This is a genomic window from Flavobacterium oncorhynchi (assembly GCF_002217355.1).
Lineage (GTDB): Bacteria > Bacteroidota > Bacteroidia > Flavobacteriales > Flavobacteriaceae > Flavobacterium > Flavobacterium oncorhynchi.
This window is the reverse complement of record NZ_MUHA01000003.1, coordinates 131,611-158,598: the sequence shown is the minus strand read 5'-3', so window position 1 is coordinate 158,598 and position 26,988 is coordinate 131,611. Positions and strand designations below refer to the sequence as shown.

Sequence of the window (26,988 nt, the reverse complement as noted above, 5' to 3'; positions counted from 1 at the left end):
TTTAAACAACATCTCACTTGAAATGATTTGTTTTTTAAATACATTTTTTAATCTCTACAATATCTATAGGATAATTATAAAATTGTTGTTACTTTAGCGCCAAATTTTTTTTAGTTATGGATTTTCAAATAGGCCTTGTAATTGCAGGTTTAGTCGTTGGTTTTATTGTAGGACTAACCGGCGTTGGGGGCGGCTCTTTAATGACTCCAATTTTATTATACTTTGGCATTCCGCCAACTAAGGCCGTTGGAACCGATTTGCTTTACGCTGCTTTTACAAAAGCCGGCGGTATATTTGTTCACAACAAAAAAGGCAATATCAACTGGAAAATTACGGGCTGGCTTACTTTAGGAAGTGTACCCGCTGCTTTAGTGACTTTATGGATATTAAACAGTATTAAAACAGATATAGAAACTATCAATCGTGTAATTAAGTATAGTTTAGGCTGGGCATTATTGTTTACTTCAATAGCTATTATATTCAAAAAGAAACTTTTAAATTTCTCTCAAAAACATGCGGGAGATAAATTTCACAGCGAAAGTACTACTCAAAACATGCTTACGATTGGCATCGGAATATTATTAGGCGCGACCGTAACTTTAACTTCTATTGGAGCTGGTGCGTTAGGAACTGTAACTTTGTTTTTCCTTTATCCGCTCTTACCAACACCTCGTTTGGTAGGAACCGAAATTGCGCATGCTGTACCTTTAACACTTGTTGCGGGTCTTGGTCATGCTTCGATGGGAAATTTAGATTTAGCTTTATTAGGTCAATTATTATTAGGATCGCTTCCAGGTATATATTTAGGAAGCAGTCTAAGCGGAAAAGTTCCTGATGCATTTCTTAGGAATTCGATTGCTGTAATGCTTTTCCTTGCTGGATATAAACTTATTTTTTAGAGATCATAGTATTACAATAAAAAATCATTAAAATGCAATATCGGCTAAAGAATTACTTTCTAATATTTTGAGTGTATTATCTCTAACCTCGGTCATTAAACGTCGTGCAGCACAAGAATCTTCATCGTCACAATCGTCACATTTTTCATAAAAATTATGGCTCGCACATGGCAGCAACGCAATTGGACCTTCAAGAATACGGTATACTTTTGCCATGCTGATATCTTTCGGGTCTTTGATTAAATAATAGCCCCCGCCTTTTCCTTTTTTTGCGCCCAAGAAACCTGAATTTCTAAGAAGCAATAAAATACTTTCTAGAAATTTAATCGAAATATGTTCGCTTTTCGCAATTTCAGCGATTTGTACAGGTTCGTTGTTCTCGCGTCTGGCCAAATAAGTTAAAGCTTTAATTCCGTATTTTGTTTTCTTTGAAAGCATTTTTATATTTTAGATTGTAGACTGCTGTTTTTTAGATTCTCACTAAAACAAACAATCTTCATAGTTTTTCTGCAACAAAAATAGACTTTTTGAACGAGATTACTAACAGAATAAAAAACTATATTCTACCAAAACAGTATAGTTTTATTGATTTACTTCTTGAACTCCTATTAAATTGAATTCATGGAATGATTTCACTTCTTCATCTAGTGCTTTTTTACTTACAACATAGGTTCCTGATATTGAATCATGCCATCCTCTAGAGCCTCCTAAAAAAGTAAGCGCATCAAAAGGTATTAAACGGCAAAAACTTCTTTTTACAATAGTTCCAAAATCAGGTTTCTGACCATTTTCATCCACAACAATACTTCCTGTAATAAATTTTCCTATTGTTCTGCCTAATAAACCTTCCATAGCGATATAGTAAATTAAAGAGACAATAATGGCAATAAGATTCCATCCTAAATCACCTAAACCATTCATCCAATCTGACAATGCAGTAACATCAAGTAAGGCCGAAAGAACACCTATTACCGCTCCAATAAGGATTAAAATGATAAAAAAAGCTAAAAGGTCAATTATATAATGTAAAAAACGTGCTCCAGCTGACACCAATAATTTATCATCTAAAACGTAAGTAGAATTGCTCATGTGTAATGTGGTTTAGTAGTTGATTATTAATAACTTTTGATTTTGTAATTAACAAAAATATACTTTTTACCGACATCACAAAAAAAAAGAAAGACCATTTTNNAAAATGGTCTTTCTTTTTTTATTCTAAAATCTAGATTTTAGTCAAGCGCTTGCTTTAAATCGGCAATTACATCTTCTACGGTTTCTAAACCTACAGAAACACGTACTAAACCTTGCGTAATTCCAACTGCTAATTGATCTGCTTCAGATAATTTGCTGTGCGTTGTTGATGCTGGATGTGTTACAATTGATCTAGTATCTCCAATATTAGCTGATAATGAACAAAGTTTTATTGAATTCAGGAATTTTCTTCCTGCCTCAATTCCGCCTTTAATTTCAAATGCAATAATATTCCCGCCAGCTTTCATTTGCTTTTTGGCAATTTCGTACTGCGGATGCGATTTCAAGAAGGGATATTTTACACTATTTACATTCGGATGACTTTGTAAAAACTCTGCTACTTTTAATGCATTTTCGCAGTGCCTGTCTACACGAACTGCCAATGTTTCTAAACTTTTTGAAAGAACCCATGCATTAAACGGTGATAAAGCCGGCCCTGTATTTCTTGAAAACAAATAAATCTGTCTGATTAAATCTTCATTTCCAACCGTAATTCCGCCTAAAACACGTCCTTGTCCGTCAATTAATTTTGTAGCAGAATGTATAACCAAATGTGCTCCAAATTTAATTGGCTGCTGTAAATATGGTGTTGCAAAACAGTTGTCAATAATTAAAATCAGATTGTGTTTTTTGGCAATATCACCCAACAATTGTAAATCGATTACATCAACTCCAGGATTTGTTGGCGACTCTGCGTATAATATTTTTGTATTTGGTTTGATGAAACTTTCTATTGTTTCCGGCTTGTTGATTTCAAAATATGAAGTTTCGATATTCCATTTTGGAAAATAAGTCATAAACAAAGCGTGAGTAGATCCAAAAACGCTGCTTGCAGAAACGATATGATCGCCTGAATTTAACAATGCTGCGAATGTAGAATATACTGCTGCCATTCCAGTTGCGAATGCATAGCCAGATTCAGCACCTTCCATTTTGCAAATTTTCTCTACAAACTCTGTAGTATTCGGGTTGCTGAAACGGCTGTAAATATTTCTTTCTTTTTCTTCTGTAAAAGAAGCTCTCATATCTTCGGCATCTTCAAATACAAAGCTTGACGATAAGTATAATGGCACCGAATGCTCTAGATACTGAGATCTTTCTAATTGTGTTCTTATGGCTTGTGTTTCAAAACCAAATTCTTCTGTATTCATTGTGTGTTGTTTTTTGTTTTTTTCGTTTCAAGTTTCAGGTTTCAGGTTTTAAGTTTTAAAAACTAAAATCTAAACTAAAAACAAGTCAACTATTTATGCGCAATCTGAGCATTTTCTAATTATCTAATTGACTAATTATCTAATTTTATAAAGCCTCGTTGTTTAAAACGACTTTGTATTTGATTGTTGCTGTTGGCTCAACTGTTTTAGCAACCGAACAGTATTTCTCGAAAGAAAGCTGTGCCGCTTTTTTAGCTTTTTCAGGATTGATATCGCCTTCTAAATAAAAAACCACATCAATTTCTTTAAAAGGCTTTGCTTCGCCAATTTGCACACGCTCACCTTCAACCTCAGCATTAAAAGATGTAATTTCCTGACGCTGCTTCTTTAAAATCGAAATCATATCAATCGCACTGCATCCGGCAACGCCCATTAAAACTAATTCCATTGGACTAGCTCCTAAATCGCTTCCGCCAAATTCGGCTCTGCTGTCAACATCAACTACATGACCTCTTTCATTTTTTAATTTAAAATGAAACGCGTCGTTTACTCTGTTTAACGTTACTTTCATGGTATTTTTCTTTTTTTTTATTCTATATCAAAATCAATATTTCTTGATTCTAAAACATTGATTTTACTTTCTATATCTATATGAAAACAATTGCTAAATAAAATCGCAAAACCTACTATCCATATTATAAAAATAATCCAAGTAGCTTCTTTCGCCGTAAATCTAGGTTCATTATTTTCATCAACACCTTTTATTACAAAAGGAAGTATGCCTAAAACTACAATAAATGAATTCCATAATATCGTAAAAATTAATAAACCAGTAATCGAATCATTCATTCCTGGAACGATCACGCTTTCTTCGTTATTTGAAGGATTCACGTAAACCAAGACTTTTTTACTGTTTTCTAATTTAGAATACAATCCGTCATGATCGTCAATATTGTTCATACCATAACCAAATGCAATTCTATTTCCTGAATACTTTTTCCCTTCAATAACATAAAAGTACCTAACAATAACTTCATGCGATACTGTACCTTTATTCGAATGAGAAGTAATATCTGTTTTTTCAATATTGGCAGAAACTGGAATCCATCCTTTAGCTTGTACAGCTTTAAAAATATTATACGAACTAAACAATAAAGTTCCCAATCCTATCAATAGAAAAGGAATAATGAATATTAATCCACAACCCCAATTTTTTAAAAACTTTTTAATATTTATTAAATTTAATATTTACGCCTAAAAACAAATAGAGATCTTAAATCACTTGTCTCTTTTATCTAATTTACTCCAATATTCTAATACCTGTTTTTTAGAATCTGCATCTAATGATTTAAAATTATCCGAGAATTTATCCGTCTTAAAATCATCCGAAATATTGGATTCAATGGTATAGAATTGATCTTTTTGCGAAAAAATCAAATGAACCGACTGTTGTTTAAAAGCGGCATCATACAATCCGTAAATAAAAAGAGCATCAACACTTTTATCTTTATTATAATCACCAAAGGCTTTTCGGCTTCCCCAAGCTGAAATGATTCCGCTGTGATTAACTTCAAGAATAGCTTTTACAATCCATTTATCATTGACTTTTGTAAATCTTTGAAAATACATTTTGTCAGGATTGGCATTTTTTTCAATTTTTGAAAAAATAAAGACATTGTCTTCCTTTCCCACAGCACTAACTTCATCTATTTGAATTGCCCGAACTCCTTTGTAAGGAAAAATTTCTTGTGTATAACTGTCTTTATTTCTGATAACATTAGAAATCTGAGCGGTCAAAATATTTGAAAAAAGCAGTAAAATCAGTAATTTTTTCATTCAATAAATGTACATTAATTGGCTTTTAATAAATCTAAAATCTGCAACTCTAAAATCAAATTATCCTTTATCTGACAATCTCAAAATATCTCCAAAAACTCCTCTTGCTGTTACTGCAGAACCTGCACCGGCTCCTTGAATAACAATTGGACGATCTCCGTATGATTCTGTATAAATTTCGAAGAAAGAATCTGAACCTTTCAATCCGCCTAAAGCTGTATCTGAAGGTACTGAAACTAATTTTACTTCTAGATTTCCTTTGTCATTTTGCAAATCTCCAGACAATTCACCAATGTATCTTAATACATGATTTGGCTTCTGATCGGCTTTTATTTTGTCGTAAATTGGGTCGAATTCTTTTAGTTTCGTTAAGAAATCAGCAACATTTCCTTCGCGTAAATGTTCTGGTATTAAATTTTGAATTGCGATTTCTTCGAACTCATTTTGTAAATCTAACTCTCTTGCCAAGATCAATAATTTTCTTCCTACGTCATTTCCGCATAAATCTTCACGCGGATCTGGTTCTGTATATCCGTTATCAATTGCTTCTTTCAGAATTTCGCTGAACGGAACATCTTTAGCAGAGAAATTATTAAATAAATAGCTCAATGTTCCTGAAAAAACTCCTTTTATTTTTGTGATATTTTCTCCAGAAAGGTGCAATAATTTGATCGTGTCAATTAATGGTAATCCTGCACCAACATTGGTTTCATACAAATAATTCTTTTGATTTTCAGTTAGCGCTTTTCTTAGTTCTTTATAAAAACCATAGCTCAATGTATTAGCCACTTTATTAGACGAAATTAAATCGAAACTGTTTTCTACAAGCGGAATATAATTTTCGACAAAACTTGCACTTGCAGTATTATCAATTGCAATTAGATTCTCTAAATGATGCTCATTTGCATAAGTGATAATGTCGTTTATGGTGTAGTTTTCTCCTTTTGTCTGAATTTCATTTTTCCAGTCTGAATTTACGCCATTTTTATTTAAAAGTACTTTTTTAGAATTTGCAATTGCAAAAACGTTCAATTTAACATCTTTGCGTTTTTCGATTGCTGATGCCGATTCTAAAATCTGATTGATTAAAGTTCCGCCAACTAAACCGTGACCGATAATTGCAATATTGATTTTTTTAGAAACTCCAAAAATCTCACCATGAATTACGTTCAACGCTTTATTAAGTTCTGATTTTTTGACAACCAAACTTACGTTTTTACCTGTAACGGTATTGTTGAACAATATTGGAACTATTTTGTTTTTTATTAAAGCTGTGTACGGTTTGTGAAAAGTACTTAAGTCCTGCCCAATAATCGAAATTACCGAAACATTATCTGTTACTGTAATCTGATTTACATCTTTTGAATAAAAGTCGTTTTCGAATTCTTTTTCTAATTCAACTACAGCAGTTGTAGCTTTATCAGTAGCAACAACAAGTCCAATTCCTCTTTCTGAAGATCCTTGCGAAATAATGCTGACGCTGATATTATGATCGCCCATTACTTTAAAAATTCTGGCATCAACTCCAGATTTCCCAAGCAATCCGCGTCCTTCAAGATTTACTAACGAAACGTTTTCTAAAACTGAAAGTGTTTTAATTCCTTCTTTGGCAGAATCTGAAGTAATTAATGTTCCGCGATTTTCATGATTGAAGGTATTTAAAATACGAAGCGGAATATTTTTTTCTAATAATGGAATAATCGTTTTGGCATGCAGAATAGTGGCTCCAAAATTTGCCAGCTCATTTGCTTCGTTAAACGATAAATATTCTATTTTCTTAGCATCGGCAACTAAATCTGGATTTGCTGTGTAAATACCGTCTACGTGCGTGAAATTTTGAAGTTCTTCGGCATTTAGGTAGTTTGCAATTAATGAAGCCGTGTAATTGCTACCGTTTCTTCCTAAAGTTGTTGTGTCGTTATTGTTGTTTGAACCTATGAATCCTGTTACAATATTAACAGTTGAACCATTGTGTTCTTTAAAATAATTAATTACGTTTTTCTTTGAAAGCTGTTCTAAAGGCTGCGCATCTCCAAATTTTGAATCGGTTTTAAGCAAATCTCTTGTATCAACGAAGTTGGCAGGAATTCCTTTTTCAAGCAAAATAGCCGTCAATAATTTAGCCGAAAGCAATTCTCCTTTGGACAAAATTTGATCTTTAATTTTTTTGCTGTAATCTCCAATTAAGCTTACGCCTTCAAAAAGCTTATCTAAAACATTAAACTCTTCAGATAAATCTACTTGCGGATAATCTGAGATTTGATATTTTTTAAAATTCTCTAATAATTCTTTATAGCTTCCATTTTTAGCAGCGATGCTTAAAATAAATTCCAACTCGTCTGTTGCGTTTCCACGAGCCGATACCACTACAGCAATATTTTCGCCTTGACTTACTTTATCCGAAATGATTGAAACAACTTTATTAAGTCCTTCTCCGTTTGATAATGATTTACCTCCAAATTTTAATACTTTCATTTTATTTTGCTATTGTTTCTGCCTTAAAAATATCGGCAAGTAAATGATCTAATTGTTTGTACTCTATTAAAAAAGCGTCATGTCCGTGAACAGAATCTATTTCGCTGTAGGTGACATTTTCTTTAAACTTTTTTAATTCATTATAAGTTTCCAGATTTTCTTTTGGTGTAAAAAACAAATCTGAATTGATGGCTACGATATGAATCGCTGCTTTAGTTTTAGACATTAAAGTTTCGAAATCTTCGCTGTCTCTTGTAATATCGATGGTTTTAAGCAGCTGATTCATCAATTTATAAGATGCCAATTGAAAACGCTGCTGTAGTTTTTTACCATGATGTGCCAGCCAGCTTTCTATATTAAAAATCAAGAGATCTTGATTGATGGTGCGTTGAAACTTTTCTTTGAATGATTCTGGAGAGCGGTAACACAACATTGCATGAATTCTGGCATCTTCTATTGGTTTTGAAGAATTGTTCAGGATTTGCTCTTGCAGATAGCAATTGGCGATCATCCAGTCTGTCGATTTCCAATCAGTTGCTATCGGAATTAAATGTTCTGTGATATTTGGTTCTAAAGCCAAAATTTCCCAAGCAATTCCTCCTCCAACAGAGCCGCCTATTATTGTAAATACCTGTTCAATATTTAGAGCTTCAAGTCCTTTTATAAAAATGCGGGCAATATCTCTAGTAGTAAAGTCTTGATAATTTTCGATTATAAACGAATCATTTCCGTTTCCTGGAACATTAAAGGCCAGAACGGTGTACTTGTTGGTGTCGATTGTTTTTTCTTCACCCACTAAATCATTCCACCATCCATTTTTTCCTGTAACCTGTGCATTTCCTGTTAAGGCATGATTTACCAAAACTATAGGAGCAGTATGCAAAGGTCTTCCAGAAAGCGTAAAGCTTAATGGTAAGGATGAATAAAGTGCACCACTTTCTGTGATGAAATCTTGAATTATAATGGGATTGGGTCTATTTTCCAATTTCAAATCTTTTTATTTTGATTTGTATGTGGAAATATTAGAAAGAAAGTCTAGAGTGAAACTAGAAAAATTCTTGTTGTTATCTTTCCACGTTTGGGCGTGGTAGAATGCAGCACCTTCTTCGATTTAACGAAGGGTTGCTAAGGATTCATCGGGTCTAATCCCTCGTCCTTTCTTTATAACATTTTCAATACGTTTTTGAACTTAAAGGTGCAAATTAACTACTAATTTCTTAAACAAGCAAATTTTATCGAAATTGATTCTGCAATTTCTTAAACATAATTCAACAAAACTATTGTACGCAAAAAATTACCGAACAAACTGCCCAGTAAGTTTATGCAGGTTTTACCCTATTTTATAACACTTTTTGATTTAGATAAAAAGCGTTTCATTTTCTTTTGAATACATCAAAAACAATAATGAGTTCGGATCTTTTTTCTCCGTTTTTTTATCTGTCTCGTTTATACCGAATCTTGGATGTACCAATTCATTTGTCGGCGGCGGCAAATTGTTTCTTTTTGTTCTTATGCTTTTCAACGTTCTTGTTAAGTAGTTTAATGTGCTCATGATATTTAAGTTTAAGTTAGTTTGCGTTTTATAATCTTTACTTTTTCTTTAATTCTTTGTTATGGTAACCAAATGGAATAAAAAAACCCTTTTGGGTTTTTAATACCAAAAGGGTTTAAGTTTTATTAGAACTTATATATACTTTTAGTATCAACAGACGCATACACAAATACGTGCGACATTAAACATCTTGTTCATCTGTAGTGACTTATTCATTTGCGATTTGACTGTTATTTTAAAAAATTCTTGCATTTGTTTGTTTTTATAAGCTTCTCGAAACTGCTGAAAATACTTCTATTGATTTTAAAATTTATTCAGCGGTTTTAACCGATGTGCATAACTATTAATTAGATTGCTAACTTATTGTATTTGATAGTATTTAGGGTCTTACAAATGTGCGAATATTTTTTCAATATCACAAGCATTTCAAAAGAAAAAAGTCTTAAAAAACGTTAAAAAACAACCTTTTATCGTTAAAAAACACCCTACAAAATTGCGTTTCCATTATTTACAGGTTTAATCTTACAAAAATTTAACTAACTTTTCTGTTTCAATCTATCAAAGAACTATTTTCTAACATTAACTTCACTTACAGCCAAACGGCTTCTTTATTTTTAATTTTCTCAGATACTTTCAAAATATCTGTAATTATACCTCTGGAAATTGCCTGTCTGCATGGCGCTGCACTTTGTATTACAATTGGGGTATTTGAATAGGATTCTGTATAAATTTCGAAAATAGTATCAGATCCTTTTAACTGTCCTATTGCAGATGTTATTGGTTCTGAAATTAATTTTACTTCTAATATATTTTTCTCAACATCATATTCGCCAACATATCGTAAAACATGATTTTCTGCCTGCGCAATTTTTTCTATTCTAAAGGATTTGTCGATTGCTTCTCTATTAAGAACTCCATTTTTCTCTAAATGTTCTTCTTTTATAAGTGGGTCAATCTTTATATCTGAGAGTTCAAATTCTTTTCCTATTTCTCTAGTTAAAATCAGCAGTTTTCCTGCCGTATCATTTCCTGATAGATTTTCTTTAAAAGTAGAACGCATTAATCCTAATAAACCTGCATCTTTTAAAATAGAAGAGAATGAATTGTCTTCTGTCGAAAATCTATTAAATACGTAACTGAGGTTATCTGAAAATACGCCTCGAATTTTGGTGATTTTTTCTCCTGAATAATAAAGATCTCTTAAGGTCTGCAAAACTGGAAAACCAGTATCAACAGAGGTTTCGTATAAAAATTCTTTATCGTATTTTTTAAGATTTTCTCTAATTTGTTTGTAAAGGTCTATCGAGAGTGTATTTGCTTTTTTATTTACCGCAACAATATTAAATCCGTTTTCGATCAATGTATTGTAATGACCAATAAGTTCATCGCTTGCTGTTGCATCTACTGCAATTAAATTCTCAAATTCATTTTCCTTGGCAAATTCGACAATATCCTCAACTCTAAAAGGAACTGCCAATTCTCTAAAATTGGTTTCCCAAGCATATCCAACGCCTTCTTTCTCGAAAAAGGCAACTGTAGAATTGGTAATAATTGGAAAATGAAAATCAATATTTTTACTCTGAAGGAAAAACTCCTGACTTTCGATAATCTGATTGATTAAAGTGCTTCCTATATTTCCTATTCCAAATAGAATAATATTTATTTTAAGCTTTGACATAATTTTTAGTGTTTTAAAACTATAAAGAGATTTCATTATAAAAAATCACCTCTAGCAGAACTCACGCTGCTAAAGGCAATTTTTCAAACAAAAAACAAAAAAACCTAATTTTTACTGATATTGTACTGCGTTTTAGCTACGTTTTCAAAAACCGATTTTAAATCGGCAATCAAATCCTCAATATCTTCTATTCCAACAGAAAGTCGGATTAAATCTTTTGAAACTCCAGTCGATAATTGATCTTCTTCAGACAATTGCTGGTGTGTTGTGCTTGCAGGATGAATAATCAATGATTTTGTGTCACCAATATTTGCCAAAAGCGAGAACAGTTTCGTTTCGTCAACTACTTTTTTGGCCGCTTCAAAACCTCCTTTTAATCCAAAAGTAACAACACCGCTTTGTCCTTGCGGCAAATACTGCTGTGATAAATCATAATATTTACTTGATTTTAAACCTGGATAATTTACCCACACAACCTCATCTTGTTTTTCTAACCATTCGGCTAGAGCCAAAGCATTTTCGCTGTGTTTTTTAATTCGAATTGGCAGCGTTTCTAATCCTTGAATAATTTGAAAGGCATTGAACGGACTCAAAGCTGCTCCAAAATCACGCAATCCTTCGATTCTTGCTTTTGCTATAAAAGCTGCATTTCCTAAGGCTTCGTGATATACAAGTCCGTGGTATCCTGCAGAAGGCTCTGTAAATTCAGGAAATTTTCCGTTAGACCAATCAAAAGTTCCAGCATCAATAATAGCACCGCCTAATGAAGTTCCGTTTCCGGCAATATATTTTGTCAGGGAATGAATCACAATGTTTGCTCCATGCGCAATTGGATTCAATAAATAAGGTGTAGCAACTGTATTGTCTACGATAAATGGAACTTTGAAGTTTTTGGCTTCGACCGAAATTCCTTTTAAATCTAAAACATCTAATTTTGGATTTCCAAGAGATTCTACAAAAAATGCTCTTGTATTTTCTTTAGCTGCTTTTGTAAAGTTTTCTGGTTTTGAAGGATCTACAAAAGTTGTTGTAATTCCTAAACGCGGTAATGTTACACTTAATAAATTATAAGTTCCGCCATACAAACTATTTGAAGCTACAATATGATCGCCGGCTTTTAGCAATGTTAACAAGGCTGTAGAAATTGCTGATGCTCCCGAAGCTGTTACTACAGCTCCAATTCCGCCTTCAAGTGTTGCTAAACGCTGCTCTAAAACATCGTTTGTTGGGTTGTTTAATCTTGTATAGATAAATCCTGCTTCGGCAAGACCAAATAAATTGGCCGCATGATCTGAATTATTAAATACATATGATGATGTTTGATAAATAGGCACTGCTCTTGTTCCTGCGTTTTTAGTAACATCGTGTCCTGCGTGTAATGCGTTTGTTGCAAATTTTTGTGTACTCATGATTTCTTAGTTTTTTAGGTATTGTTAATACTATTATATATTGTTATTTGATTTTGAAATTGTAATTTAAATAAAAAGATCTTCATCTTCTAGATCATACATTTGAAACAGCAGCGATTTTTGATTTTTTATATTCTGCTCTGTATTTATTCTTACAACTTCTTTTGTTAGCTCTTCTGATATACTATTGTTATTTTGAGAATCGTTTCTCAGTAAATATTCTATTGCGATTGAATTTAGTGTTTTCATAATTTTAATTTTAAATGCGTGAATTAAAAAAAAGCCCTTTCGGATGGCGACCAAAAGGGCTTATAGTTCTAACTATAACAAAGATTTTATCTTTCACTTTTGGCAACAGCAAGTTGGGATGCACATTTGCATCATTCTACAACACATCATATTTTTTCTTGCTATTGTTTTCATTTTAATTAAAATTTAAGTCTTATTTTAAATTCTACTAATTCGATAGGGTAAATGTAATAAGTATTTATTTAACTACCAAATTAAAAATTGATATTTTATATTTTTTTTCTTTTTGCGCTGAAAATCAAATAATCAGTATTAAAAATCAAGATTAAAAAGTTTAGCCGCTCGCGATAGCTATCGGGATAACAGATTACAAAGATTCAAAAAAATCAATGCTAATTCGGTTAATCCGTATATCCCGATAGCTATCGAGAGCAGCCGACTCTTTCAACTTTTAAAATTTAAAGCTCAAACGAGCAAAACCAAACCTGCCGTTTAATCCAAATTGAGATACTGCTCTTGAGTATGCGAATTGATTTGCGTTGCTCAAATCTGTGCTTGGCGCAGGCGACAATGTTGGAGTTGTATTTGTAAATGCAGGAGTTGCAGGATTATTTCTATCTGGATAAACATCTCCTATATTATTAAAGCCAATTGTTGCTCTAAAATGTTCATTGATTTGATATCCTAAAGATAAGTCTGTAACAAGTTTTGCACTATATTCTGGATGTTCGTATACTGATGAAAATCCGTCTAAGTTTACATCTGTCGCGCCTGGATCTGTAACTTTTCCAAAATAGCTGTTTCTTAAATAAATATCTAATTTCTTAATACTGAATGTTGTCATTAAATTTGCTTTCAACTTCGGAATTGCTTCTTCTAAATAAATTCGGCTTGACTCAGGAAAAAATGAATAAATATAAGGATCTCCACCTGCATCAATTATAGATTTTGGAATATGTAAATCGCCTACTCTCTTGGTTTCATTATAACTTAATGCTAAATCGTTTCGAATGATGAAATCCTGAATTACATCGTATTTTTGAGAAATTACTAAATCAATTCCTTTCGTTTCAGAATCAATTCCGTTTGTCCAAAACGAAGCTCTTTCTACACCTTTAAGGTCAAACGCTTGTTGAAACAATGTCAAGGCGTCTTTTTGACTTTGTGAAGTTGCCGCATTTATCTGTGCATCTGTTGGTCTTGCATATTGTCCTGACAATACAACTCGGTCATTAATTCTGGTAAAGTAAGCATCTGTTGCAATTGTAATATTGGCTGCAGGAATTTTAAATGTAAATCCTGTACTGATACTTTTTGATTTTTCTGGTTTCAAATTTTCTACTCCAATGCTTTTTGCAGCCTGCGAATCATTTGTAAAATAACCTACTTGATAAGGTGAGCCATTAATAAATTGTGTTGAACTTGATTCAAAATATTTTTGTTGTAATGAAGGCGCTCTAAAACCAGTTTGTCCAGAAATTCTCCAATTTATGTTTTCATTTAATTTTAAAAGAGAAGCTAATTTAAAAGTAACTGTACTTCCAAAATCTGAATAGTTCTCATAACGTGCTGCTCCGTTTACAAGCCATTTTTCTGTAGCATTCAATTCTAAATCTATGTAAGCTGCTCCACTTTTTCTATCTCTTTCTTTAGCATCTGAAGGTTGAAATCCAGAAAATCCTTGTGCTCCAGCACCGCGTTTGTTGCCAAAAAAGTCAGTAACGATTAAAGGTGAATTACTTGGAAGAATTCCAGAAACTACATTTCCGTTTACATCATACAATCCGTATGAAGCTTCTTCTCCTTGTTTAATTTGGTAATTTTCATATCTAAATTCTCCGCCAAAAGCTACATTCAAACCTGCTAGAACATCATACTTTCTACTAAAATCTAAATTTGTTGTACTTTGTAAAAATGAAACTTTACCAGCATCAAAACTAAATGGTGAATTGGTTCCTAAAGTTGCATTAATAGTATTGTTTACATCATACTTAAAAGAGTTTGTTCCAAGGTTTGAACTCAAATCTGTATCAAAACCAAATAATTCTGTAGTAACACCTACTGCAGCCGAAGCATCTAGAATGTCTGATTCGATCTCAGGCAAGAATCCATTTTGGTATACTTGTGTAAATGTTCCTGAACCATTTGGAAGTCTGTTAAAAGCATACGATTTACCATTTCTATATGAGATACCACCAAATGAATATAAAGATGTGATTTCACTTAAAGGATATTTTGCATTATAATATGCTTGTCCTGACGCTAATTCTGACTGACCAACACTCATATTATAGTCACTTCTTTGCTGACCTCTGTATGCCAATTCATTATTAGTTACATCAAAATTAAGCGCCGTCTGCATTTGCGTAAGCGTTGATGCTGAAGCAATAGCGCTTTGCTGTGCCGGCGTAAAGTAACTTACTTGCGGCGCATATTGTTTTAATGATGTTAAGATTTGCGCTGAATTTGGAGTTGTATTTATATTACTAAACAGCGAGTTAATTTCAACACCGTTTTGTGCAGCTCTGTTCTCGACAGCATTATAAGCATTAAAAATAGCGTTACTTCTAATTCCTGCTCGGCTTGTTGCTTGTCTAGTCACAGCTGTTCCAGTAATATTTAAGAAACTGCCAGGTTTTCCTAAAGAAGTTCCATAATTTAGATCAATCTGTGCAGTTTGTCCGTCAGCACCTCCTTTAAAGTTGTTAGATCCTGAAGATAAATTTGCACCGTACTGAATACCTCCTGATAGATAATTGGCATTCTTTTTAAGTACTATATTAATTACTCCGGCAATAGCATCTGAACCGTATTGAGCTGCCGCACCATCTCTTAAAACTTCGATTCTTTCGATTGCAAAAGACGGAATTGCATTTAAATCGGTTCCTACTGAACCTCTTCCTGGTGATCCGTTTATATTTACTAAAGCACTTGTATGTCTTCGTTTTCCGTTTACCAAGATTAAAACCTGATCTGGTCCTAAACCTCTTAATTGAGCAGGATCAACGTGATCTGTTGCATCTGCTGTAGATGTTGCATTACTAGTAAACGATGGTGCAACATAATTTAATATTTGAGTTACGCTGGTTTGCGGCGCACCTTTTGTTATTTCTGATATGTTAAAAACATCAACCGGAACCGGCACATCTGTTTTAACTCTATTTTTACTTCTTGAACCTATTATAGTAACTTCTGACAATTCATTGTTTTTCAAGCTATCCTGCTCTTTTTTATTTTCCTGAGCATGAATGCCTGAAAAAGTCAGCAGACCTAAAGCGATTAATACATTTTTTTTCATTGTTTTTCTGATTAATTAGTGTTTTGTTTGGTTTTAAAAAAGAATTACAGTCGTTCTTGTGCAAAAAAAAACCTCTGCAATCTGCAGAGGTTCTATGTATATATTTTTGAAAAAAAACTACAATAGTATCTCTGCGGATAACTCCGGCATCTTACAAGAAATCATATTGCAAACTGTTGTTTTCATTTTTTTGTTATTTTGATGGGGCAAATGTGCGAACTATTTTTTAATCAGCCAAACAAAAACTAAAATATTTTCCATTACCCTATCAAATTAGTATATTAGTGTTAAATTTATGCTATAAAAAATAAAAAAAGTTGAACTTTAATTTGCAAATCAAAATGGTTTTATACCTTTGCACCCGAATACAGAGGAAAAATTTGAACTGATTGCAACCTCTTCATAATGAAACGGTTCGTTATGGATGCTGAAACAAATATTTCAGTAGTAAAAAATGCTAAAGCAGAAACTCTTCTTTAGCCCTTTTTAGCAATTATTTTTCTCGCTTAATTTTAAATTTAATACATTATTATGGCTTATTTATTTACGTCAGAATCTGTTAGTGAAGGGCATCCAGACAAAGTTGCAGATCAAATTTCGGATGCATTAATTGATAACTTTTTGGCATTTGATGCTGACTCAAAAGTAGCTTGTGAAACTCTTGTTACTACAGGTCAGGTAATTTTAGCTGGTGAAGTAAAATCGAATACTTATCTTGATGTACAGCAAATTGCACGCGACGTAATCCGTAAAATTGGATATACTAAAAGCGAGTACATGTTTGAAGCAAATTCTTGTGGAATTCTTTCTGCAATTCATGAGCAGTCTGCAGACATTAATCAAGGTGTTGACAGAGCTAAGCCTGAAGAGCAAGGTGCTGGTGACCAAGGAATGATGTTTGGTTACGCTACAAACGAAACTGAAAACTTCATGCCATTAGCGCTTGATTTATCGCATAAATTATTACAAGAATTAGCGATCTTAAGACGCGAAAATAACGAAATCACTTATTTACGTCCAGATGCTAAATCTCAGGTAACTTTAGAATACAGCGACGATAACAAACCAACTCGTATTGATGCGATTGTTATCTCGACTCAACATGATGATTTTGATGAAGAAGCTGCAATGCTTGCTAAAATCAAAAAAGATATTGTTGAAATTTTAATTCCAAGAATCATTGCTAAAAATCCAGCTCACGCACATTTATTCAATGATAAAATCAACTACCATATTAACCCAACAGGAAAATTCGTTATTGGAGGTCCTCACGGAGATACTGGTTTAACTGGAAGAAAAATTATCGTTGATACTTACGGTGGAAAAGGTGCTCACGGTGGTGGTGCATTCTCTGGAAAAGATCCAAGTAAAGTAGATAGAAGTGCTGCTTACGCAACTCGTCATATCGCTAAAAACTTAGTTGCTGCTGGTGTTGCTGACGAAATCTTAGTACAAGTTTCTTACGCAATTGGAGTTGCTGAACCAATGGGTATTTTCATTGAAACTTACGGAACTTCTAAAGTAAACTTAACTAACGGTGAAATTGCTAAAAAAGTAGAAGCTATCTTTGATATGCGTCCTTACTTTATCGAGCAAAGATTAAAATTAAGAAATCCTATTTACAGTGAAACTGCTGCTTACGGACACATGGGACGTAAACCAGAAACGGTTACTAAAACTTTCTCTGCCCCTGGAGGAAACACAAAAACAGTTACTGTTGATTTGTTTACATGGGAAAAACTTGATTTTGTTGACCAAGTAAAAGCTGCATTTGGATTGTAATTTTAAACTACTTAGACTAACTTAGATTGTTAGAGTTTTAGACAACTACTTTATTCTTAAACATAAAAAATCCCGATTTCTAAAATTAGAAATCGGGATTTTTATTTTAATACAATCTCAACTTTTATCTTTCTAATTGCACATTTGGTAACGTTTTAGGACGATTGGCATCATTTGATAAAATCCAACCTGTACGATACATCCATTCTGTCATTTTGCGCAGTTTTACGTAATCAATGTTTTCTGACTCATCCATTGGAGTATGATATTGACTGTGCAGCACACTTGTAAAGAAAACTGCAGGAATTCCTCTTTTAGCATAAGGCAAATGATCTGAACGGAAATAAAAATACTCTGGATGTTCTGGTCTGTCCCAAAGTTTATCCAAATCAAATTTTGGTCCTTCGTCATTTGCTTTTTTTGCAATTGCCACCAAATCAGATGAATTTTCATGAGGAGAACTAGAACCAAGTAATGCCGCTTGATTTACATTGTTTCTTCCAATCATATCACCGTTTAAAACTGCTACAATGTCCTTTTCGGGAACTGTAGGATGTGCTGCATACCATCTCGATCCTAGCAATCCGCGCTCTTCAGAACCATGAAATACAAACAAAGCTGTTCTTTTTCCCGGCTGTTTTTTATACGCTCTTGCAATTGCCAGCATTGCTACACAAGTACTTGCATTATCATCTGCTCCATTATAAATAGAATCTTGACCGTATTTTTGACGTACTCCGTCATGATCTTGATGGCCGCTGAAAAGTACATATTCATTTTTCAATTTAGGATCTGTTCCAGCAATTGTACCCACAACATTTACTGAAGGATATTTATAGGTTTCAGAAACTACTTCAGTAGACAAAATATCTTTTGTCGTTTTTAAATATTCTAATTGATCTCCGTGTACCCAAAAAACTGGCATTGTTGCACCTATTTTGTCACGGAAACCTTCAATTCCGTAAATTCCTCTTGTCATTTGTGGTTCAACTTGAGACCAGCTTTGTTCTGCTAATTCGTCAGCAACCATAATAAGCGCTACGGCACCTTTTTTCACAACAAGATCATAATATTTATTTCGTACTAAACCTGGATACCTTCTGTCGAAAAGCGAAATATCATCAGCAATTCCTTCTTTTGAAGCCAGTAAAACAACTGCTTTTCCTTTAATGTCGGCTTTTTCGATTTCTTCTTTTGTTGCTGCACCTAAATATAGTAAAGAACCTTCAACTTTTACATTAGTTGTTTCTGCAACTAGAACGTCTTGCCATAATTTATATTCTTTCTTGCCAATTTTAAATTTTGTATTTGGCGTAACCTGATGTCTGTACAAATCAAAAAACTGAAAATAAGTTCCATCGTCTCCAGCTGGAGCCATTCCGGCTTCTTTGGCTTTATTAGCAAGCCACATCGATACTTTTAACTCATCAAGTGTTCCGGCTTCACGACCATTAAAATGATCTCCAGCCATTTGATACATATCGGTTCTAAGATCTTTATCTGTTATTGCCGAAACTAACGGTTTTTTAATTGCCTGTGCAAAAGTCAGTGCGCCAGAGGCAAGTAAAACAAGGAGCATTTTGTTTTTCATACATTTTAATTTAGTATCCCAAACTTAAGCATTTCGAGGCAATTTTTTGATTTTTTACAGCAAAAACAGCAAATAGCAACGATTAATAAACAAAAATGGCTGTCTATATTGACAGCCATTTTTGTTTTCTCAACTATTGATTTTAATACGTTCCGTTTTGCATTTTAGTTAATGTCTCTTTAATTTCTGCAGCAGTTTCTGCTTCAACCTGAGCATTCAAATATTTCACAGCCAATTTTTGCGTTTCAATTGCTTTTTGTTTCTGACCATCTTTATAATATAGTTGCGCCAAAGTGTCTAAATAGTAGGGATTGTTTTTGGTTACAATCAAACTATATTCTGACCAATTGATTGCTGATTTAATATAGTCCGCATTCTCAGGCTTTAAAACAACTGCCCATGCTGCCGAATTGCAAAGGTTTGAATTATATTCTTTGAATGAATTCCATCCGTTATACGAATAATCAGAATTATAATCGATTGTTGCAAATAAATCGTCTAATCGCTGAATTGCATTTCCTTTATCTGTCGACAAATAAGTGTCAAAATAAGCGCTGAATTCTTTTAAAAGAGCAGCATCATTACCATTCTTTTCAGCCTCTTGACTTAGATAGTTTAAATAATTTTTATAGCAGTCAAAACCACCTTTTCCTGCTGCAATCAACTTTTTATATACGGCAATAGCTTTATCTTGACTTGTCTTCCCTTCGGTTTCATCTTGTGCCGCATAAGTATCTTGCTGTAAAGCAAATGAAATTTCGGCGCTTAGGTTTCCTATTTTCACTCCGTCAGCCGATTCGACTGTACTGTTGTCAACCTCTTTGTTTATTTTTTCAATAGCATCATAGTGTTTTATCAAATAATCTATTGCTAAGAAATCGGTGTCGTTAAGGATCTTTTCTTCCTTAAAAAGCTGTTTAGTAAATCCTTGATCTTTGATTTCTTTTAAAATCGCTTCTACCAAAAGCATATTTGGTTTGGCATCTTTTTGATGTGTTTCAATAAGCTTTTTCCAAATCTTTTCAATTCCTTTTTTATCTTGGACTGCTTTCGTTACTACAAAATCTGTTGAATTAGGATCTGTTACATCATTAGTATCATAATCGTATGAAATTTCTAAAGCTGAAACTTTATTAAAAGCATTTATCAAATCTGCATCTGTTGCTTTTTTATTTTTTATTGCTTTATCAAAAACTAAAAAAGCATCTGCACGTTTTAACTGACGGTAAAAATCACTGTAATACCCAAATTGATATTCCTTGCCTGCTAAATCTGATTTTGCTTGTGCTAATACTTCTCCATCACCATTCAAAACTATTACAGCAGGATCGTTTCCAATTTTATTGTTTTTCAGCCATTTTTTATCTTCGGCTCCTGCCAAATAAAAATTGTACACATCATATTGAGGATTGTATTCGGTATACATATTATATCCAATCTGTGTTTCCTGACCTTTTATAAAGAAATCAAAATCAGTTTTTGCAGAATCTTTGCCATTCACTACAACTACTAAAAATTTATCTTTGACTTGTTTGGTTGCAGCAAGTGCATTTTTTAGATTATTTTCTATCTTTAACTTAAAATCTACTTGGCTTACCGCTGCAATACTATCAAGGGAAAAAGGTGCTGCAACGCTGTCTACTGCAGCTGATGCTGCTAAAGCTTCTTCTTTTCCTGGATAAGTCCAGTTTGAAACAGTTTTACTTTCGAGTGGAATAACTTTTTGAGATTTCTCTGGCTGAGCATTTTTTTCATTAAAAAATGTCAATGGATTTTTTCCTCCTTTTTCAGAAATTTTTAATCCGTTTGTGCTTTTATCAAAAAAACCAGACAGCCTTAAATCACCTAAAACTGGTAATTCATACTTGATTGTTATTTCTGAAACTTCTTTTGGTAAAGCATATTTATAAACACTAGAATTTCCTTCATATCCTTCATACACTAAATACAAAAAATCGGCTTTATCAATTTCAAACTCTAAATCGGCTTTGATCCAATTAGGATCCATTTTAGTTTTAATATCTATCAAACTTTGATATTCAACTAAATCTGATCCCTTTTGAGTTCCGATATAAAAAGGATAATAGGCAGGATCTATAAATTTTACTTTGATCTTTTTTGCTTTATTATTGTTTACAAAAGAAAGATCAAAAATGTTTTTGTCTTTTCCATTTTGTATAAAAAGTAATGAATCTCCCTTGATTTCATAATCGCCAGAATATAAAATCAACTCATATTTATTATTATCTAATAAGTTAAGTTTGATTTTTTGACCTTTATCTGTAGACAGATACGATCCTTTTTCAATTGTTTTTGTCTGGGAGAATGCAGACATTCCGATAAACAAGAGCATTAAACTCCAAATAAGATTGCGCATGACTAAAATTTTGTGGTTAATTTTGTTGCGCAAAGGTATCTCTTTCTTGTCTGAATCGGAACACTTAAATCTAAAATAATGTAACTAAAATACTATAAATTGTATTTCATTGAGAATATGATATATCGCGGCTGAACGGCATATTGAGAAACCCTTGTAGAGAACTGCGAGAAGCTGTCGTCGTTAAGATATTTTGTATTTAATAAGTTTGTTGCAGAAACTTTGTACTCCCATTTACTATTCCTTTTTTGATAAATTAAACTCGCGCTTAAAAAGTCATATTCGTTATCTACCGTTTTATTTCCGTTATAATAATGATAGAATTCATATTCTGAAACAAACGAAAAACTTTTTAAAAAGTAGTAATCTAATCGAGCAAAAGGTTTGTCTGTATAATAAGTAGAACCGCTGTATTTATTGATTAAGGCATTATAACCAAATTCAATATTGGGAAAGTTTTTATAATTTGTTGATGCTTTTACGGTATAGCTCTGAACAAAACTTTCGGTCGCTGCCAATTTATCATTTTGAATATTGTTGAATTTCGACCAATTTAAACTTGCACTTGCCGATGCTTTATAATTTTTCAAAAATGAACGTCCGTAAGTTCCCATTCCGCTAAAAGTTTCATCGGCTAAATTTGAATTGTATGGCGACGATGATTGATTAATTCCTTCAAAATTGGCTTTGGTTTTTATGGCATCTACTTTTTTTGTGTAGGATGCATTGGCAAAAATATTCTCAAAATTAAACATGTTGTATTTAAAGTAGCGAAGCGAATGCACTTGAGAAGTCGCATTTTCCAGAAATCTATTACCGCGGAATAAACTGCTGTAATCAGACAAAACATAACCCGCCGCTAACTGATTAATATCTGTAAAATCATTGGTTAAAGAGAAATTATAGGTCAGTGTTTCTGATTTTTTGATTTGATATAAAGCGAAGAAATCAGGCAGTACTTTTACAAAATTTTGCGAGTAGTTTGTACCTAACTGCGTATTTGTCATTTGGTATGAATGTACGCTTACTCCGGGAGTCAAAGTAAATTTTCCTGTTAGAATTTTATAATGGAAACCTAGAAAGACATCATTAAAATTATAATTTACATCATTATTATTGGCCGCATCATTCAAATCATTTTTATCTCCGTTATCCAACATCTGAAAAATATGAGAATTAAAATCTTGATACGAATAGGTATTTCCTAAAGTAATATTGATGTTGCTTTTTGGCGTTACCATATAATAATAATCCAATTTAGCATCCAGTTTATTAGTCTTTACAAATCGGTTTTGATTGAGATCATTCCTTTTTTGACCCGAAATATAGCCTGACAAATCAAATGGCTGCGTGCGCAAATTGGCGTTGTAAAATGGGTTTTCATCTTGATATAAATGCTGCATTTCAAAAGCAAATATATTCTTGGCGCTTTGTGTATAATACAAACTCAAATTTTGGTTTATTGAGGTCGGATCTTGTTTTTTGCCAGTCAAAATAGTTTCAACTGTTGAGGCATTATTTACAATTGATTCGCGCAGCAAATCAGTATCTTCATTTTGTTTTGACAATTTGGTTAAAATATCATAATCAAACTGAAATTTATCATTTGGTTTATAGGTTGAACTTAATTTAAAAAGTCCCAAATTATTCTTTTGATGCGTTAATTCATCACGTTTTTGCTGATCTCCAGAATCAAGAATTGTAGTCTGTGATTTGGTTTCAAGATCTGTTTTTGAAGTCGAAAGTATTCCAAAACCGCTAATATTCCATGCTTTTGAAACGGAATAAGCGAAGTTTGTTGCTCCAAATTTGGTTTCAATTTCTTTGGCGCGATTATTTCTTAAAATAGAAATTCCTAAATCATTTGAAGAAACATTAAAAGAACTCCCTCCCTTTTTCATCATATTTTTAAAACCGCCGGTAAACTTAAAATAATCTTGTGCGGTAAGCGGCAGCTCTCCAATATTATTAAAATTGGTGATTAAATTAATGCTGTATTTTGGACTGTAATAAAACAATTTTGGGTTAATAATATATCGGCTGTCTAGTTCTGCAACTCCAATTCCTGCGGTAACATCTCCAAACCAAAAGTTTTTCTTTCCTTCTTTTAGTTTGATATTCATTGCAACATTATCTTGATCGTTTTCTAAGCCTTTTAAAGCACTTACTTCGTTATAATTTCTAAGAACCTGCACTTTATCAATGGCATCTGCGGGAATATTTTTAACGCCTAATTTCGTATCACCATCAAAAAAGTCTTTGCCTTCAACCATCAATTTGCTTACTTTTTTTCCCTCAACTTCAATTTCTCCATCGGCATTTACTTCAACTCCCGGCAGTTTTTTCAAAACGTCTTCGAGTTTTTTTTCTGTACCCGATTTAAACGAATCGGCATTATAAACAATGGTATCACCTTTTATAGAAACGGGCATTTCACGCACAATTTCTACTCCTTCCAATTCAATTCCTGCGCCGTCTAGAACAATATTCTGACTGATGTTTTCAGTTTTGGTCAAAACAGCAATTTCCTTAGATTTCATTCCAAGATAACTTACTTTGATTGTATAAGAGGTATTCGATTTTAGAGTAAGCTGAAACTTCCCTTTATCATTCGTAATCCCATAAGAATCCATTGCTTTTGTGCCACTGTTAACCGCCATAATATTGGCCATTTCCAACGGATTTTTTTGTTCATCCTGAATAACCCCATCAAAACGAATACTCTGCGAAAAGGATATAGAAGTAAAAAATAAGGCGAATAAAAAAAGCGTCTTGTTCATCAAGAAAATAATTAGGATAAATATTTAGAGTTAGCGTTTTATCGCCTGATCATTATTGTATTTCCTCCACCTGGACCACCTTCGCGTCCGCGATTCATTTCTCTAAATTCTTCCATTTTTTTAATCACTGTTGCGTCGTACTCTTTTTGGGAAATAACTTTTCCTTTTTTTGAGGGTTTTATCTCCACTTTATCTTTGGAATTCAAAACTATTTTGGAACATAAAATGGTAGTTTTGCCATCATTTACTTCTAGAATTAAACCCGGAAGTCCCCAATAATTTTCTGGTCCTTGATTAACTGGAATTTCTGGTGTATACCAAGCGGTAACAACGATTTGTTTAGGAATTTCAAAATTGTCTTCAAAATTTGTTTTAGTTTCTCCTGACGTCTTTTTCACCTCTTCCTTTTTATCATCATTGTTTTTAGCTCTGAAGTTTCTAAAATCAGTTTTACTGGCTTCTTTAACCGCTGTTGCTTTAAAACAGTTGTAACCTCCAATTTGTTTGGTTTCTTGTTCTAGTTTCCATTCTAATTTTGGCAGGGAATCTACAACTAGAAATTCTTTTCCCATAAATTCCTTATCAACCGTGTACGATTTTGTTTTAACATCTTTATAAAAAGTGCCACCGCCGCCCATAAACGAATTCATCATAACTCGCATTCCGCCGCCTTGCTGTCCGGGAGTTTCGAGTTTTTCTTCTTCTTTATAAATGGATGCCGCTTTGTCAAAATTTAAAATAAATGTTTTCTCGAGCATTTTTTTCAGACGCTCTTCCATACTTTTTTGCATCTCTGGCGTAATATCGCGATTTCCGGTTCTCACACCTTCAAATTTAGGCGCTTGAGTTTTAGATTCATAAACCGCTAATCCTTGAAAATCTTTTTGTGCTTGTACTTGACTAAAAACAAGAATCAAAAGCAAGTAAAATCCTTTTTTCATTTCTTTCTTTTTGTAATTCAGTAAACTCTTTAAAACTTACACTCAAATGTATTATTAATTTTAAAATACTGAAAATTAAATATATTAATCTTAAAATGTCATCGACAAAATTAAGTTTTTGTAAGACTATTGGAATTTAGAAAGGTTTAAACTCTAAAATAACTAAAACTCTACTTTTAAGAGATTCTTTTACACAGTTTTTGTACTTTGGCATTTCGAAACCAAATCTTTTATGAGCAAAATTCATCGTCATATTTTTTTACTGCTGTTTATTTCGTGCTCGTTTTCGACTTTTTTTGGACAAAACCAAAAAATAAAACCTGATCTTGTTTCTAAATTTGAGGCTGATGTTGATGACTTTATTGGCTTTGATTCTTTTGGGTATGGTTATGATATAAAGAACAATGTTTTTAGAAAAGTAAAAGGCAGTGAAATCTTTGAATATAAAAATGTGTCTTTGGGAAACATCACCAAAGTTGACATTCAAAATCCGCTTAAAATTGTATTATACTATGAAGACTTTAATAGCGTTGTTTTATTAGACAATCAATTAAATAAAATGACCGAAATTAATTTTTCTCAAAATTCAATTCCAATAATAGCTGGTGCAATGGGAATGTCTACCCAAAATCAGCTTTGGATTTTCAATACTTTAAATCAGCAGATAGGTCTTTTTGATTATTTGAAAAATGAATACAAAACAGTTTCAATTCCGCTGACTGAAAGCATAAAGTATTACCAAACTGATTTTAATACTTTTTACTGGATTGATAAAAAAAACAATTGGTTTTCGTGTGATATTTTCGGAAAAATTTCAAGTTTAGGAAATGTGCCAGACTTTGATAAAATTGAAATAATAAGCTCTAAAAAATACATTTACAGCAAAGCTAATTTGTTGTTTTTTAAAGACATTAGCAAAGTAAATACAGGTCAAGATTTTGAAATTGAAATTTTAGAAAAAACGTTTAACAAATTCTATTACAAAGACCAAATTTTATCTATTTTTACAGCTAAAGAAATTGCAAATTATAAAATCGTAACACCGTAATGCACATAGCAATAGCAGGAAATATAGGCGCAGGAAAAACTACTTTGACTAAATTATTAGCAAAGCACTTTAAATGGGAACCCCATTATGAAGATGTTGTTGATAATCCGTATTTAGATGATTTTTACCATCAAATGGAACGTTGGTCGTTTAATTTACAAATATATTTCTTGAACAGTCGTTTCCGTCAGGTACAGCAAATTAGAGAAAGCGGAAAAAAAATCATTCAAGACAGAACGATTTATGAGGATGCTTACATTTTTGCTCCCAATTTATATTCGATGGGATTAATGACAAGTCGTGATTTTGAAAACTACACGTCTTTGTTTGAATTAATGGAATCTTTGGTAAAAGCACCAGATTTATTAATTTATTTAAGAAGTTCTATTCCTAATTTAGTTGGACAGATTCACAAACGCGGACGCGAATACGAAAACTCAATTTCTATTGATTATTTAAGCCGTTTGAACGAAAGATATGAAGCGTGGATTCAGACTTATACTAAAGGAAAATTATTAATTATTGATGTTGATAATATCAATTTCGTTGATAATCCAGAAGATTTAGGAAACATTATCAATAGAATTGACGCTGAATTGAACGGATTGTTTTAGAACAAGAATTACACAGATTTACATGAAATAAAAAAAATGCCTCTAATATTATTAGAG

The 26,988-nt window shown here is 32.7% G+C and carries 21 protein-coding genes and 1 riboswitch; of the genes, 4 read left to right on the top strand and 17 right to left on the bottom strand.

The window, feature by feature from the left end; translation table 11 throughout:
* Positions 1-116 precede the first annotated feature (116 nt).
* A complete protein-coding gene (locus B0A75_RS01820; RefSeq protein ID WP_089052587.1) occupies positions 117-899 on the top strand; it encodes a sulfite exporter TauE/SafE family protein in 783 nt (260 codons plus the stop codon).
* Between the two features lie 27 nt (positions 900-926).
* Here B0A75_RS01820 and B0A75_RS01815 read toward each other — a convergent pair whose 3' ends face one another.
* From B0A75_RS01815 to B0A75_RS01755, 13 genes are all read right to left on the bottom strand, one after another.
* Positions 927-1,337 carry an RrF2 family transcriptional regulator gene (locus B0A75_RS01815; RefSeq protein WP_089052586.1) on the bottom strand — a complete coding sequence of 137 codons (411 nt, stop codon included), beginning with the start codon at positions 1,335-1,337 and terminating at the stop codon, positions 927-929.
* Positions 1,338-1,481: 144 nt separating this feature from the next.
* Positions 1,482-1,988, bottom strand: a complete 507-nt coding sequence (locus B0A75_RS01810) for an RDD family protein (RefSeq protein ID WP_089052585.1) — start codon at positions 1,986-1,988, stop codon at positions 1,482-1,484.
* 140 nt (positions 1,989-2,128) lie between these two features.
* A complete protein-coding gene (locus B0A75_RS01805; RefSeq protein ID WP_089052584.1) occupies positions 2,129-3,301 on the bottom strand; it encodes a trans-sulfuration enzyme family protein in 1,173 nt (390 codons plus the stop codon).
* 145 nt (positions 3,302-3,446) lie between these two features.
* Complete coding sequence (locus B0A75_RS01800; RefSeq protein ID WP_089052583.1) at positions 3,447-3,872, bottom strand: OsmC family protein; 426 nt, start codon at positions 3,870-3,872, stop codon at positions 3,447-3,449.
* Between the two features lie 17 nt (positions 3,873-3,889).
* A complete protein-coding gene (locus B0A75_RS01795) occupies positions 3,890-4,465 on the bottom strand; it encodes a DUF3592 domain-containing protein (protein WP_165765074.1) in 576 nt (191 codons plus the stop codon).
* 114 nt (positions 4,466-4,579) lie between these two features.
* Positions 4,580-5,137 carry a hypothetical protein gene (locus B0A75_RS01790; RefSeq protein ID WP_089052581.1) on the bottom strand — a complete coding sequence of 186 codons (558 nt, stop codon included), beginning with the start codon at positions 5,135-5,137 and terminating at the stop codon, positions 4,580-4,582.
* Positions 5,138-5,197: 60 nt separating this feature from the next.
* The gene (gene thrA, locus B0A75_RS01785; RefSeq protein WP_089052580.1) at positions 5,198-7,612 is read right to left on the bottom strand and encodes a bifunctional aspartate kinase/homoserine dehydrogenase I; all 2,415 of its coding nucleotides are present in this window, start codon (positions 7,610-7,612) and stop codon (positions 5,198-5,200) included.
* Between the two features lies 1 nt (position 7,613).
* Positions 7,614-8,597, bottom strand: coding sequence for an alpha/beta fold hydrolase (locus tag B0A75_RS01780; RefSeq protein ID WP_244284330.1), 984 nt, complete (start codon positions 8,595-8,597; stop codon positions 7,614-7,616).
* Between the two features lie 76 nt (positions 8,598-8,673).
* A riboswitch (SAM riboswitch) is annotated at positions 8,674-8,782 on the bottom strand.
* 187 nt (positions 8,783-8,969) lie between these two features.
* Positions 8,970-9,164, bottom strand: coding sequence for a hypothetical protein (locus tag B0A75_RS01775; protein ID WP_089052578.1), 195 nt, complete (start codon positions 9,162-9,164; stop codon positions 8,970-8,972).
* Positions 9,165-9,753: 589 nt separating this feature from the next.
* Positions 9,754-10,842, bottom strand: a complete 1,089-nt coding sequence (locus B0A75_RS01770; RefSeq protein WP_089052722.1) for a homoserine dehydrogenase family protein — start codon at positions 10,840-10,842, stop codon at positions 9,754-9,756.
* Positions 10,843-10,946: 104 nt separating this feature from the next.
* Positions 10,947-12,251, bottom strand: a complete 1,305-nt coding sequence (locus tag B0A75_RS01765) for an O-acetylhomoserine aminocarboxypropyltransferase/cysteine synthase family protein (RefSeq protein WP_089052577.1) — start codon at positions 12,249-12,251, stop codon at positions 10,947-10,949.
* Positions 12,252-12,317: 66 nt separating this feature from the next.
* Positions 12,318-12,500: a hypothetical protein gene (locus B0A75_RS01760; protein ID WP_089052576.1), complete on the bottom strand. Its 183-nt coding sequence runs from the start codon at positions 12,498-12,500 to the stop codon at positions 12,318-12,320.
* Positions 12,501-12,951: 451 nt separating this feature from the next.
* A complete protein-coding gene (locus B0A75_RS01755) occupies positions 12,952-15,798 on the bottom strand; it encodes a TonB-dependent receptor plug domain-containing protein (RefSeq protein ID WP_089052575.1) in 2,847 nt (948 codons plus the stop codon).
* Positions 15,799-16,329: 531 nt separating this feature from the next.
* Between B0A75_RS01755 and metK the strand changes: the two genes are divergently transcribed.
* On the top strand, positions 16,330-17,580 hold the full coding sequence (gene metK, locus B0A75_RS01750) for a methionine adenosyltransferase (RefSeq protein WP_089052574.1): 1,251 nt from the start codon (positions 16,330-16,332) through the stop codon (positions 17,578-17,580).
* 124 nt (positions 17,581-17,704) lie between these two features.
* Here the strand turns inward: metK and B0A75_RS01745 are convergent, their stop codons facing one another.
* The 4 genes from B0A75_RS01745 to B0A75_RS01730 form a co-directional block, all read right to left on the bottom strand.
* Positions 17,705-19,171, bottom strand: a complete 1,467-nt coding sequence (locus B0A75_RS01745) for a M28 family metallopeptidase (protein WP_089052573.1) — start codon at positions 19,169-19,171, stop codon at positions 17,705-17,707.
* A 142-nt stretch (positions 19,172-19,313) separates the two neighbouring features.
* Positions 19,314-21,548 carry a hypothetical protein gene (locus B0A75_RS01740; protein WP_089052572.1) on the bottom strand — a complete coding sequence of 745 codons (2,235 nt, stop codon included), beginning with the start codon at positions 21,546-21,548 and terminating at the stop codon, positions 19,314-19,316.
* 92 nt (positions 21,549-21,640) lie between these two features.
* Complete coding sequence (locus tag B0A75_RS01735) at positions 21,641-24,328, bottom strand: carboxypeptidase-like regulatory domain-containing protein (RefSeq protein ID WP_089052571.1); 2,688 nt, start codon at positions 24,326-24,328, stop codon at positions 21,641-21,643.
* A 38-nt stretch (positions 24,329-24,366) separates the two neighbouring features.
* A complete protein-coding gene (locus B0A75_RS01730; protein WP_089052570.1) occupies positions 24,367-25,269 on the bottom strand; it encodes a GLPGLI family protein in 903 nt (300 codons plus the stop codon).
* Between the two features lie 232 nt (positions 25,270-25,501).
* Between B0A75_RS01730 and B0A75_RS01725 the strand changes: the two genes are divergently transcribed.
* On the top strand, positions 25,502-26,317 hold the full coding sequence (locus B0A75_RS01725) for a hypothetical protein (protein WP_089052569.1): 816 nt from the start codon (positions 25,502-25,504) through the stop codon (positions 26,315-26,317).
* A complete protein-coding gene (locus tag B0A75_RS01720) occupies positions 26,317-26,931 on the top strand; it encodes a deoxynucleoside kinase (protein ID WP_089052568.1) in 615 nt (204 codons plus the stop codon). The genes B0A75_RS01725 and B0A75_RS01720 overlap by 1 nt, the downstream gene beginning before the upstream one ends.
* The last annotated feature ends 57 nt before the right edge of the window (positions 26,932-26,988 follow it).

Coding starts and splice junctions, on each gene's coding strand:
- B0A75_RS01800 (WP_089052583.1), bottom strand. CDS start 3,872: ATGAAAGTAACGTTAAACAGAGTAAACGACGCGTTTCATTTTAAATTA.
- B0A75_RS01770 (WP_089052722.1), bottom strand. CDS start 10,842: ATGTCAAAGCTTAAAATAAATATTATTCTATTTGGAATAGGAAATATA.
- B0A75_RS01745 (WP_089052573.1), bottom strand. CDS start 19,171: ATGAAAAACAAAATGCTCCTTGTTTTACTTGCCTCTGGCGCACTGACT.
- B0A75_RS01775 (WP_089052578.1), bottom strand. CDS start 9,164: ATGAGCACATTAAACTACTTAACAAGAACGTTGAAAAGCATAAGAACA.
- B0A75_RS01720 (WP_089052568.1), top strand. CDS start 26,317: ATGCACATAGCAATAGCAGGAAATATAGGCGCAGGAAAAACTACTTTG.
- B0A75_RS01735 (WP_089052571.1), bottom strand. CDS start 24,328: ATGAACAAGACGCTTTTTTTATTCGCCTTATTTTTTACTTCTATATCC.
- B0A75_RS01760 (WP_089052576.1), bottom strand. CDS start 12,500: ATGAAAACACTAAATTCAATCGCAATAGAATATTTACTGAGAAACGAT.
- B0A75_RS01765 (WP_089052577.1), bottom strand. CDS start 12,251: ATGAGTACACAAAAATTTGCAACAAACGCATTACACGCAGGACACGAT.
- B0A75_RS01725 (WP_089052569.1), top strand. CDS start 25,502: ATGAGCAAAATTCATCGTCATATTTTTTTACTGCTGTTTATTTCGTGC.
- B0A75_RS01810 (WP_089052585.1), bottom strand. CDS start 1,988: ATGAGCAATTCTACTTACGTTTTAGATGATAAATTATTGGTGTCAGCT.
- B0A75_RS01730 (WP_089052570.1), bottom strand. CDS start 25,269: ATGAAAAAAGGATTTTACTTGCTTTTGATTCTTGTTTTTAGTCAAGTA.
- B0A75_RS01740 (WP_089052572.1), bottom strand. CDS start 21,548: ATGCGCAATCTTATTTGGAGTTTAATGCTCTTGTTTATCGGAATGTCT.
- B0A75_RS01805 (WP_089052584.1), bottom strand. CDS start 3,301: ATGAATACAGAAGAATTTGGTTTTGAAACACAAGCCATAAGAACACAA.
- metK (WP_089052574.1), top strand. CDS start 16,330: ATGGCTTATTTATTTACGTCAGAATCTGTTAGTGAAGGGCATCCAGAC.
- B0A75_RS01790 (WP_089052581.1), bottom strand. CDS start 5,137: ATGAAAAAATTACTGATTTTACTGCTTTTTTCAAATATTTTGACCGCT.
- B0A75_RS01815 (WP_089052586.1), bottom strand. CDS start 1,337: ATGCTTTCAAAGAAAACAAAATACGGAATTAAAGCTTTAACTTATTTG.
- B0A75_RS01820 (WP_089052587.1), top strand. CDS start 117: ATGGATTTTCAAATAGGCCTTGTAATTGCAGGTTTAGTCGTTGGTTTT.
- thrA (WP_089052580.1), bottom strand. CDS start 7,612: ATGAAAGTATTAAAATTTGGAGGTAAATCATTATCAAACGGAGAAGGA.
- B0A75_RS01755 (WP_089052575.1), bottom strand. CDS start 15,798: ATGAAAAAAAATGTATTAATCGCTTTAGGTCTGCTGACTTTTTCAGGC.